Source organism: Pantoea sp. AN62, from assembly GCF_050432985.1.
GTDB classification, from domain to species: domain Bacteria; phylum Pseudomonadota; class Gammaproteobacteria; order Enterobacterales; family Enterobacteriaceae; genus Pantoea; species Pantoea brenneri.
In genome coordinates this window covers 49,869-61,477 of sequence record NZ_JBNPYB010000023.1, presented here as the reverse complement: position 1 = coordinate 61,477, position 11,609 = coordinate 49,869, and the positions used below count along the sequence as shown (strand labels likewise).

Genomic DNA, 11,609 nt, shown 5'->3' with positions numbered 1-11,609 from the left:
CCTGACCCCATGCCGAACTCAGAAGTGAAACGCCGTAGCGCCGATGGTAGTGTGGGGTCTCCCCATGCGAGAGTAGGGAACTGCCAGGCATCAAACGAGTGAAGAAGCCCCGCACGAAAGTGCGGGGCTTTTTTACGTCTGGAGAACGCTGATTTTCATTCCCGTCTGCCATTCTTACTTCCCCTTACTCAGGCAAAATCGGGACGTCCTGCTCTGAACAACCCGCTGATTTTGCAGCAATTAGCGATGTGGCTCACATTTATAATCTCAGAATACACCGCCTTTACCTCCGGTGGACTTAAATGCTTTACTCACTTCTTTAAATGCTGTTGATCAGCAAGGAACAGAGGCAAGGCATGACACCCATAAATAATAAAGATCAGACAGACGATACGAAAAAGCGCATCTGGGCTATCGTTGGCGCGTCATCGGGTAACCTGGTCGAGTGGTTCGATTTCTACGTCTACTCATTCTTTTCTCTCTATTTTGCCCACATCTTCTTCCCACAAGGCGATACCACCACGCAGCTATTACAGACGGCCGGCGTCTTTGCTGCCGGATTCCTGATGCGTCCTATCGGCGGCTGGCTGTTCGGTTACATCGGTGATAAGCACGGACGTAAAAGCTCCATGCTGATCTCAGTGTGCATGATGTGTTTTGGATCGCTGGTGATCGCCTGTTTACCCGGCTATGACGCCATTGGCATCGCGGCACCGATCATTCTGCTGCTGGCGCGGATGTTTCAGGGATTATCCGTTGGCGGTGAATATGGCACCAGCGCAACCTACATGAGCGAAGTGGCGCTGGAAGGACGCAAAGGTTTTTACGCCTCATTCCAGTACGTCACCTTAATCGGCGGTCAGCTGGCCGCGGTGCTGACGGTAGTGGTGCTGCAGTTTGTGCTGAGCGATGCAGAGCTGCGCAGCTGGGGCTGGCGCATTCCATTCTTCCTCGGCGCATTGCTGGCCGTAGTGGCGCTGTGGTTACGTCGCTCACTGGAAGAAACCTCAGACAAAAGCAGCCGTCAGCACCGTGATGCGGGCAGCGTGATAGGCCTGTTACGCAATCATACCCGTCCGTTCCTGATGGTGCTGGGCTTCACCGCCGGCGGATCGCTGAGCTTCTATACCTTTACCACCTATATGCAAAAGTATCTGGTCAACACCTCGGGAATGGATCCTAAGACCGCCAGCGGCCTGATGACCGGTGCGCTGCTGGTCTTCATGTTGCTGCAGCCGGCTATTGGTGCGCTGTCTGACAAAATTGGCCGTCGCACTTCAATGATGATTTTTGGTGCCGGTGCCGCTATCTGTACCGTGCCCATTCTGACCTTGCTGCAAAATGTCCAGAGCCCAGGCGTTGCGTTCCTGTTAATTATGCTGGCGCTGCTGATCACCAGTTTCTACACCGCCATCAGCGGTATTTTGAAGGCAGAAATGTTTCCTCCTCAGGTGCGGGCATTAGGCGTAGGACTCTCTTATGCGGTGGCGAATGCCATCTTTGGCGGATCGGCGGAGTATGTGGCGTTACTGATGAAGCAGCAGGGGATTGAGACTACCTTCTTCTGGTATGTCTCCGCCATGGGCGCGGTGGCCTTTTTGGTGTCGCTATTGCTGCACAAGCGGGGAAAAGGGATTGGGCTGTAACCGCTACTGGCTGAACCGGCTTACTGGCTAAGGTTCCATAAGGCGATGCCGCTGGCGGTACCGGCGGCATCCCAGGCAAAATCTTTCCAGCTCCAGCCGCTCCCTGACGGGCGGCTGTCATACCACTCTTTTCCCGCCCCGAGACTGAGCGAAAATATGATCCCCAGCGTATGACTCTGACGGGTAGAGAGATGCTGACGCTGACCGTATTCTGTTCCTGCTGCGGCCAGGGCAGCAGAGGTAACGAAGTGCTGTGCTTTATCCCGCCCGGTCCACCGATCCTCTGCCATATGAGCACATCCACTACACAACAGCACTGCAAACAGCAAAATTCGCATAGCGGATGCCTCGTCGGCGGCGACGATTAAAGAATACGGCTGATTAACCGGTCGATTCGAATCCGGCGCAGACGGCGTATCAATTTACGGACTTTAGCCGGGTAATCGGCAATGCTCTCCAGCTCGCGGAAATGCTTCACCACTGTGGTGTGCTGGCGAATCAGCGTCAGCTCTTTTTCGCGTTGATCGGCCAGCTGTTGCAGCGGATCGTGGATCAACACCGCATTTTCCAGATCGAGCCGCCAGGCGCGCGGATTGAGATTATTGCCGGTAATCAGCTGCCATTCGTCATCCACCCACATACCTTTCAGGTGATAGCTGTTATCACCATCTTTCCATAACCGCACCACCAGCTGATCGTTGGTGACGTAATACTGTAGCCGGCTCAGGAAGCGACGCAGGTTAATCTCATACAGATAGGGCAGCGCGCCAATAATTTTAAACGGCTGATCCGGCGCGATATAGAAGTCGTTGGCGGTCTTGTCGCCGACGATGATCTCGACCTGCTTACCCTGCCGCAGCAGATGAATAATGTTACGCACCAGTAAGGCCGGCAGGTTGAAGTAAGGCGTACAGATAGTCAGTTTCTGTTCGGCGCAGGGCATCAGGTGGAAGATAGTCTTATTGAGCAGGCTATGCTTGCCCAGGCCGACCAGCGGCGTCACCGCCAGCTCTTCATTACTGGCATTGCCCTCAAACTGATAATTGAAGCCGCGCAAATCCTGACGAAACTGACGCGTTTCATTTTTGATTTCCGGACTGGAAGGGCGCTCGGCAAAATCGAGCCGGTTGACGGCCTCAGCCTGCTTCAGGTTGAGGTTAATCCACGCGTACATGGTGTCAGCCAGCTGCGGGTTGCGGATAATCTGGTAGCGGTCATAACGATATTTATCATGCTGATGCAGATAAACATCATTGATGCTGGCGCCGCTGTAGATCAGTTCGTCATCAATGATGAAACCTTTCAGGTGCAGCACGCCCAGCGCTTCCCGGGTATTGACCGGAATGCCATACACCGGGATGGCAATATCAGCGTGTTGGGTTGCCAGATCACAATACCAGTCGGCATTGGTCAGGCCGCGTGCCGCGCCAATTCGCCCACGCTGCGCCCGGTGCCAGTCGACCAGGATAGAGATATCCAGCGCTGGCCGCGCCTGTTTTGCCGCATACAGGGCGTTCATCACCGCCCGACCTGCATCGTCGTTTTCCAGGTAAAGTGCAGCGATGCAAATACGGGACTGCGCTGCCGCGATTTTCTCCAGCAGCGTCTGACGAAATTCAGCAGGCGAGTAAAGCGTCGACACATCCGCAACGGATTGTGACAGTTTCGGCAACTGTGCGAGGTGTTGTTGGTGTTTATTACGTTTAAATTTAGACAACATCACAGTGCACTTCTTCTCTGTTCATTGCATGGCCTTTTGCCATCAAATCAGGGTCATAACGACAAATAATAACATCAACTGTCGCGATCCGGGCGTTTTTTACCTTTCTCTACAAGGTTAGCTTAGCGCATCCTGCAGCGACAGTTTGAGGCTGACAATACCGTCATCCAGTTGAATATCAACATAAAAGTTAAGTTTGCGCGCCAGGGTAATCATGCCGCGATTATGCGGCATAGTGATACCGTTCAATTGTTGCAAGCCGTGATGCCGGGTGTAGCGGATCATCTTTTCCAGCAAGCGTCGGCCCATGCCGAGGCCTTTGAGATCGGAGCGCACCAGCACGGAAAACTCGGCGTCAATATTGTCAGCATCAGAGATGGCACGCGTCACGCCAATGATTTCCGACCGTCCCTGCTGCTGACGTACCGCCACGATCGCCATCTCACGGTCGTAATCGATTTGCGTCATATTGGCGAGATCCTCATGCGTAAACTCGCTGATTTCACTGAAGTAACGGTAATAGAGATCTTCTTTGGTTACCTGGCTGATAAAGTCACGTAGCAGCGGTTCATCTTCGGGCAGGATAGGGCGGAACAGGCAGGTTTGCCCATCCTTGAGCTGAACCTGCTCCTCCAGATGTTGCGGGTAGGGACGTATCGCCAGGCGCGCTTCGTTATCGCCATGAAACGGTGCCAGCGTCAGGGTGACATCCAGCAGCGTAAAGTCGTTGCCCGCCGCCAGCAGCGGATGAATATCCAGCCGCTGAATCTCCGGGCAATCAACCACCAGGTTGGAAACCTGCACCAGCAGCTGGCTGAGGCCGGCAATATCCAGCGGATTCAGGGCGCTGCGGCTGCGTATTTTGCCGCTCTTGATTGCCTGAATCACCAGATAGCGCGCCAGAGTCATATTCAGCGGCGGCAGCGCAACGGCGGCTTGTTTATCGGCCTGCCACTCGACGCCGCCTTCGCCCAGCATAATGATCGGGCCAAACAGCGCATCCTGTTCCACCACCACCCGCAGTTCCTGAGCGCCAGCCCGGTTCGCCATGCTTTGCACCAGCAGGCCTTCAATCCGCGCCTGCGGTAGCGTCTGCCTGACCCGATCAAAAATGGCTTCGGCCGCATGTGCTACCTCACTGGCATTGCGCAGGTAAAGCATCACACCCTGCACATCCGATTTATGGGCGATATCCGGCGAGCGCAGCTTCAGCGCCACCGGATAACCAATCTGATCGGCGATGGCTACCGCTGCGGCACTGTCGCTGGCGATCCAGGTTGGCAGCGTTGCCAGCCCGTAGGCCTGCAGTACCGGCTGGACCTCGTGGGTATCCAGCGCCGTAATGCCGCGGTCGAGCGCCTGCGATAATAGCTGGTGGGCATGGGCGCTGTCCTGGGTCAGGCTGGCCGGCAGGGCAGGCGTTTCGCGCAGTTGCTTCTGATTGCGTCGATATTCGACCTGATGCATAAATGCCGTCACGGTGCCTTCGGGCGTGCGCCAGGTCGGGATCCCAGCCTGGGTAAATGCACGACGCGCGGCCTGGGAGGAAAATTCGCCGCTCCAGTTAGTCAGCAGGGTGATTTGCTTACCGCGCGGATGAGCAGCAATGGCGGCAATCAGACGCTCGGCGGTTTCAGTGGCAGGTGCCACCGCGCTCGGCGCATGAATAATCATCAGTGCATCAAGCTCATGACTGTCGAGCAGGCACTCCACGCAGGCCACGTAACGGTCCGGCGTGGCGTCATCCTTCAAATCCAGTGGGTTGCCGTGACCAGCACCGGCTGGCAGCAGGGTTTCCAGCTGTTGACGCATCTCATCGCTGAGCTGGGCCAGTTTACCGTTACGCGCATACAGTTCATCCAGCGCCAGCGCGGCGGGTGCAGCGCCGTTACTAATGATCATCAATCGCTCACCACGCAGCGGCCGCATGTGGCTCAGCGACTCGACGGCGGAGAACAGTTCATGCGTATCCTGCACCCGCAGCAGGCCAGCACGCTGAATGGCGGCGTCCCAGGCCGCATCCAGCCCGCTGTGGCTACCGAGCAGCGCCTGCGCCTGACGGCTGCGGCCGCTCTTGATCACCAGGATCGGTTTATTGCGTGACGCGCTACGCGAGGCGGAAACAAAGCGCCGGGCATCGCTGAGATGTTCAAGATAGAGCAGGATCGCGCTGGTTTTACCGTCACGCGCCAGAAAGTCGAGCAGGTCATCGACATCAGTGTCGAGACTGTCTCCCAGCGCGATAAACCAGGAAAAGCCCAGGTTACGCTGTTGCGCCCAGTCAAGAATGGTATTGGAGACGGCGGCGGATTGTGAAATGAAGGCAATGCGGCCTTTGGCAATCGGTACCGGCGAGAAGCTGGCGTTTAATCCCTGCCACGGTGCCAGCAGCCCAAGGCTGTTCGGCCCCAGCAGACGGATCTGCCACTGGCTGGCGCAGGCCTGCAGTTCTTCCCGCTGGCTGGCGGGAGCGGAGAGAATAATGCAGGCTTTGCAGCCTTTTTCACCCAGTTGTTGCAGCAGTGTCAGATTACGTTTTGAATGGGTGCAGATAATGGCCAGGTCCGGCGCGAACGGCAAACTGTCGATATCAGGCCAGGCCAGCACGCCGCTGACGGCTTTGTATTTCGGCGTCACCGGCAATACCGGGCCGCTAAAACCACCGGCCAGCAGATTGCGCATCATAAAGTAACCGGCACGTCCCGGCGTTACCGAGGCGCCGATTACCGCAATGGATTTGGGTCTTAACAGCGCTTCCAGTCCGCGTTGGCTCATCTCGCCCTCCAGAGATCGGGATTTGCGTGATTGTAAACGCTTTTTCCCGTCAGTGCTTTCGGGCAGATCGCAGGCTGAGCATCAGGATCACTATGAGGGATCGATTAACCGATCGAGCCGCTGACTGGCTGCATCGCTTACGTGGAGGGGGCGTGATGCGGCTTGCCCGCCAGATAGGCGGCACGGAACTGTTCAAAATGGCGCGATAAAGCCTGAGCTGCCTGACTATCGCCCGCCTGCTCCAGCAGTGCCGCTGCCACTTCAGCGGTACAGTGCTGGCCAACGCCGTGCGCCTCGCGCAGCGTATAGCGCGACGGGGCGGTGACCGTCAGCGACATCACCGGTAAGGCGTCGAGCCACGGACTTTTGCGGAACATTTTGCGCGCTTCGGTCCAGGTGCCGTCCAGCATGATAAACAGCGGCGGTTTACCGCTCAAAGGCGGCGCGGTCAGCACTTCGCGATCGGCGTCGGCATAGGCGGCCGGGAACACCACCAGCGGCTGGTAATCAGGATTGCGTACCGCGTCGAGCAGCAGCGGATCCGGCTCGGTGCGCGACCAGCCAAACGCCTGGGTATCGGGCAGGATATCGGCAATCAGGCGGCCGGTATTACTCGGCTTCATCGGCTCGGTATCAAACATTACCAGGCAAAAGCGGCTGCGCGCCGTTTGCGGCACGATATCACTGCACAGACAGTTCTTCTCAGGCAGCAGACAGCCCTGGCAGCGTAACACGCGATTGCCGCGCGCAAGGAAAGGGCGGGTGGCACGGGCGAGGCGTTGGGTGCGCAAGCGCAAAACAGCATTATCAGACATGAGTATTCAGGGCAGGAAAAACCACAGTGTAATCGAAGCGCCGCCGAAAAGGAAAAGGCCAGCAGAGCTGGCCTTAGCGGATTACAGTGACTCGTCCAGCCACTCGTTGAACGGCGCTTTGGGCATCGCGCCATTCAGCATGTCAACCATCTCACCGTTCTTAAACAGCATAATGGTCGGGATGCTGCGAATGCGAAAACGGCTGCTGAGTGCCGGTTCGGCCTCGGTATTCACTTTAATAAAGCGCACCTTACCGCTGCGTTCGCTGGCAACCTCTTTAAATACCGGCGCAAAGTTGACGCAGGGACCACACCACGGCGCCCAGAAGTCGACGACCACCGGCAAATCATCCTGCAGAAACTTGTCTAAGGTGGTCGCGGTCGCGCTCACCACTTCGCCATCAAATAATCCATTTCCACAGCGACCACATTTTGCGCCTTCGGCAAGCCGTTCTTCCGGAACGCGATTGGTTGCCTGGCAGGAAGCGCATACCGTATTCATAGAAACCTCTGATATTGGAATGTGTCAGTCTGGTAATATTGTCCATTATGAAAGGGGGCGAATGCCCTCTCAATCTGGATCGCTCTATAGGTTCAATAGTTGATAGCTAAGCGCCAGCACATCAGGTAATCTGCGCGCTCTCAATGCAGGAGGAACATATGAACGACGAATTTAAAGGCAAAAGCGGCAAGGTCAAAGTGATGTACGTGCGTGGCGAAGATGATAAGAGCGCGGGTGCGCCAAATCCTCGTACCGGCAAAGGTGGCCGTCCCGCTGCCCGTCAGGATGATAATCGTCGTTCTTCTGGCCCCCGCACTGAACGTAATGAAGAGGGCGGACGCTCTGCTGGCCGTCGTAGTGATAACGGTGCCCGCAGCGGTTCTGCCCGTCGCGATGAGGGCGGCCGTGGTGCGCCACGCCGTAGCGGTGAAGGTGCAGGCCGCCGCAACGAGCGCGCAGAGGATAATCGCGGCGCTTTCAGCAACAGCGACTCGCCGTGGCGTACCGTTTCTCGTGCCCCGTCAGAGCGTCCTGCTGCGACCGAAAGTGATAAGCCCGATCACGGTGGCATCAGCGGTAAGAGCTTTGTCGATCCCGAGCAGATCCGTCGTCAGCGTATGGAAGAGACGCGCGTCTATGGCGAGAACGCCTGTCAGGCACTGTTCCAGAGCCGTCCGGAAGCGATTGTACGCGCCTGGTTTATTCAGGAAGTGACACCGCGTTTCCGCGAAGCGCTGCGCTGGCTGGCGGCGAACCGCAAAGCTTACCACGTGGTCGAAGATGCGGAGATCACCAAAGCCTCCGGCACTGAGCATCATGGCGGCGTCTGCTTCCTGATCAAAAAGCGCATGGGTATGGCCGTGTCAGAATGGCTGAGCCAGGCGAGCGCCAAAGATTGCGTGCTGGCGCTGGAAGATGTCAGCAACCCGCACAACCTCGGCGCGATCATGCGTAGCTGCGCGCATTTCGGCGTGAAAGGTCTGCTGGTCAACGATGCCTCACTGCTGGAGTCAGGTGCAGCGGTGCGTACTGCTGAAGGCGGTGCGGAACACGTGCAGGCCATCAGCGGCGCGACCTTCAGTGAAGGTCTGGAAGCGTTCCGTAAAGCCGGTTACACCATCGTGACGACCTCCAGCCATCAGGGTACGCCGCTGGCGAAAGCGGAACTGCCGGCCAAAATGGTGCTGGTGCTGGGCCAGGAACGTGAAGGTCTGTCTGACAGCGCCTTCCAGCAGGGTGACATCAGCGTGTCGATTGGCGGTACCGGCAACGTTGAAAGCCTCAACGTTTCGGTAGCGACCGGCGTGCTGCTCGCCGAATGGTGGCGTCAGAACGCATAAAAAAAAACGGGCCGAAAGGCCCGTTTTGCTGTCTGAGATTAGTGCGCGCCACCGCCACCACCGCCAGCACCAAACGGTGGACGGGCAAACCAAATCAGTATCAGCAGGATCAGGAACACCCCCGCCGACGCCCAGAAAATCTCATTTGCCGAGATAATCAGTCCCTGATTGGTTATCTGCTGGGCGATATATGCTGACGCCTGCTGCTGCGTCATTCCCATACTTTCCAGCTGGCTGTACATCTGTTGCGAATTAACGTTGTACGGCGTAATCGACTCGGCCAGATAACTATGATGCATCGACTCGCGATCGGTCCACATGGTCGTGGTGATCGAGGTACCAATCGAGCCGGCCAGCGTACGGACAAAGTTAGACAGGCTGGACGCCGCCGCCAGTCGCTCCGGTGCTAAGCCTGACAGCGTAATGGTGGTCAGTGGCATAAAGAAGCAGGCCACCGCAAAGCCCTGAATAAACTGCGGCCAGGCCGATGCACCAAAATCCATCCCCGGTTCAAAGGTGTAAGCGCGCCAGTAGAAGCAGACGGCATACATAATGAAGCTGAAGGTGACCAGCCGCCGCATATCGAGTTTATGGGCGAAACGACCAATAATTGGCGACAGGATCACCGGCAAAATCCCCACCGGTGCCGAGGCCAGTCCGGCCCAGGTCGCGGTGTAGCCGTAGACCTCCTGCAGCAGCTGCGGCAACAGCACGATCGAGCCGAAGTAGAGCATGTAAGCCAGACTGATCGATAAGCAGCCGATGGTGAAGTTTCGCGACTTAAACAGCGACAGATCGACAATCGGGTGGTCGTCGGTCAGCTCCCACACCAGCAGCACCGCCAGTGCAATCACTGCCACCACCGCCAGAACGATGATCTCGGTGGAACTGAACCAGTCCAGCTCCTTACCGCGGTCCAGCATCACCTGCAGGCAGCCAATCCCGACCACCAGCAACACCAGTCCGACCATATCGATCGGACGGATTTCAGTTTTGGTTTCCCGGCCACGCAGGGTTTGCAGCGTCAGCATCACCACCACCGCGCCAATCGGCACGTTGATGAAGAAGATCCAGCCCCAGTGATAGTTATCACTGATCCAGCCGCCGAGTATCGGGCCGCAGATCGGGGCCACAATCACCGTCATCGCCCATAGCGACAGAGCGATACTGCGTTTGGCCGGAGGATAGTTGCTCAGCAGCAGACTTTGCGACAGCGGGATCAGCGGACCGGCAACGATCCCCTGCAGCACGCGGAAGAAAATCAGCATCTCAAGGCTGTCTGACATGCCGCACGCCCACGAGGCGATGGCAAACAGAATGGTAGCCCAGGTGAACAACTTCACTTCACCGATGCGTTTTGCCAGCCAGCCGGTAATCGGAATCGAAATGGCGTTGGCGACGCCAAACGAGGTGATTACCCAGGTGCCCTGCGAGTTCGAGGCACCGAGGTTACCGGCGATAGTGGGGATGGCCACGTTGGCGATGGTCGAGTCCAGGACCTGCATGAACGTCGCCAGCGACAGCGCAATGGTCATTAAGACCAGCGGCATCCCTTCAAGCGGTTTTTGTGCCATTACAGCCTCCGCGTCATCATCCGGCGTTGGCGCGGACGATATCGGTGATCAGCTGATTGACCGGTGCAAGGTCAATCGCCAGCGCATTGCTGCTGTAAGCCGCCTGCTGACGCACGCTGGTCGCCAGGGTGCTGCCCTCTGTGCTGGTGGTATCGATTTTCACCAGCGTCGACAGACCAATACGCAGCGGATGCTTCTCGATATCCTGCGGGTTAAGCTCGATACGAACCGGCAGACGCTGAACCACTTTGATCCAGTTACCGGTGGCGTTCTGGGCTGGCAGCAGCGAGAACGCGCTGCCGGTGCCCATATCTAACCCGACCACTTTGCCATGATAAACCACGTCGTCGCCGTAGATATCAGCCACCACCGTGGCCGGTTGGCCGATGCGCACGCCCGCCAGCTGGGTCTCTTTAAAGTTGGCGTCGATCCACAGATTGGTCGCCGGCACCACCGCCAGCAGCGGTGTGCTGGTGGAGATTTGCGAACCTACCTGCACGCTACGACGTGAGACAAAACCGTCCATCGGGCTGCGGATCTCAGTACGCTGCAGCGCCAGCCAGGCGTCACGCAGTTCAGCGGCGCTCTGTTTAACCGCTGGCTGGTTCTCCAGCGAGGTATTGAGGATCATCGCCTGATTGGCGTTGTATTGCTGTACCGCCACGTCCAGCTCAGCTTTGGCAGAAGCCACGGCATCACGGGCGTGCTGTAACTCTTCACGGCCAATCAGATTCGAGGCACCCAGCGGCTCACGGCGCTTCAGATCCGCTTCTGCCTGAGCCAGCGCCGTCTGACGTAAGGTGATAGTGGCCTGATACTGCTTCGCGTTAATCATCAGCTGATGCGTCTGACGTACGCTGGTGGCCAGTGCGGTCTGTGCTTTTTCAAACGCCTGTTCCGCATCGGTTTTATCCAGCGAAACCAGCACATCGCCTTTTTTAACGAAGTCGGTATCTTCAAACCAGACTTTGTTCACGCTACCGGAAACCTGTGCCATCACCTGAACCTGGTTACCTGCAACGTAAGCGTCATCGGTCTCCTGAAAATGGCGCAGCACCAGGAACCAGTAGACGCCCCAGGCAATCCCAATCAGCACAAAGATCAGCGCCAGCACGATGAGCACACCTTTGCGCTTCTTCTTTTTGTTAGCTGACGGTTGCGGGCTTTGTGCTTCTGCCGTTGCACTCATGTCTTTCTCCACGTTTTCCATTTAGTCGGGATGCAGCAATCCATTCCCG

Annotated in this window: 9 protein-coding genes and 1 rRNA gene; 3 read left to right on the top strand and 7 right to left on the bottom strand. The window is 57.1% G+C overall.

All coding sequences use genetic code 11. The annotated features are described in order from the left end of the window. A 5S ribosomal RNA gene (gene rrf / locus FHW04_RS21835) occupies positions 1 to 89 on the top strand; the annotation flags it as partial. Between the two features lie 267 nt (positions 90 to 356). After that, complete coding sequence (locus tag FHW04_RS21830) at positions 357 to 1,646, top strand: MFS family transporter (protein ID WP_031376445.1); 1,290 nt, start codon at positions 357 to 359, stop codon at positions 1,644 to 1,646. Between the two features lie 20 nt (positions 1,647 to 1,666). On the opposite strand, the gene FHW04_RS21825 is transcribed toward FHW04_RS21830, so the two are convergent. The 5 genes from FHW04_RS21825 to trxC all read right to left on the bottom strand — a co-directional run bounded on the left by FHW04_RS21825 (position 1,667) and on the right by trxC (position 7,457). Then, positions 1,667 to 1,984: a YfiM family lipoprotein gene (locus FHW04_RS21825; protein ID WP_031376446.1), complete on the bottom strand. Its 318-nt coding sequence runs from the start codon at positions 1,982 to 1,984 to the stop codon at positions 1,667 to 1,669. A gap of 26 nt (positions 1,985 to 2,010) precedes the next feature. Beyond that, positions 2,011 to 3,366: a CDP-diacylglycerol--serine O-phosphatidyltransferase gene (gene pssA, locus FHW04_RS21820; protein WP_031376447.1), complete on the bottom strand. Its 1,356-nt coding sequence runs from the start codon at positions 3,364 to 3,366 to the stop codon at positions 2,011 to 2,013. 117 nt (positions 3,367 to 3,483) lie between these two features. After that, entirely contained in the window at positions 3,484 to 6,141 is a 2,658-nt protein-coding gene (locus tag FHW04_RS21815) for a bifunctional acetate--CoA ligase family protein/GNAT family N-acetyltransferase (RefSeq protein WP_089562478.1), read from the bottom strand. A 137-nt stretch (positions 6,142 to 6,278) separates the two neighbouring features. Next, positions 6,279 to 6,956 (bottom strand): tRNA-uridine aminocarboxypropyltransferase, encoded by a 678-nt coding sequence (locus FHW04_RS21810; RefSeq protein WP_046288155.1) that lies wholly within the window; start codon positions 6,954 to 6,956, stop codon positions 6,279 to 6,281. An 81-nt stretch (positions 6,957 to 7,037) separates the two neighbouring features. Beyond that, positions 7,038 to 7,457 (bottom strand): thioredoxin TrxC, encoded by a 420-nt coding sequence (gene trxC / locus FHW04_RS21805; protein ID WP_031376449.1) that lies wholly within the window; start codon positions 7,455 to 7,457, stop codon positions 7,038 to 7,040. Positions 7,458 to 7,615: 158 nt separating this feature from the next. Here trxC and FHW04_RS21800 point away from each other — a divergent pair, with 158 nt between their 5' ends. Then, entirely contained in the window at positions 7,616 to 8,797 is a 1,182-nt protein-coding gene (locus FHW04_RS21800; RefSeq protein WP_089562477.1) for a tRNA/rRNA methyltransferase, read from the top strand. A gap of 38 nt (positions 8,798 to 8,835) precedes the next feature. On the opposite strand, the gene emrB is transcribed toward FHW04_RS21800, so the two are convergent. Then, complete coding sequence (gene emrB, locus FHW04_RS21795) at positions 8,836 to 10,371, bottom strand: multidrug efflux MFS transporter permease subunit EmrB (RefSeq protein ID WP_031376451.1); 1,536 nt, start codon at positions 10,369 to 10,371, stop codon at positions 8,836 to 8,838. A 16-nt stretch (positions 10,372 to 10,387) separates the two neighbouring features. Next, positions 10,388 to 11,560 carry a multidrug efflux MFS transporter periplasmic adaptor subunit EmrA gene (gene emrA / locus FHW04_RS21790; protein ID WP_031376452.1) on the bottom strand — a complete coding sequence of 391 codons (1,173 nt, stop codon included), beginning with the start codon at positions 11,558 to 11,560 and terminating at the stop codon, positions 10,388 to 10,390. Between the last annotated feature and the right edge of the window lie 49 nt (positions 11,561 to 11,609).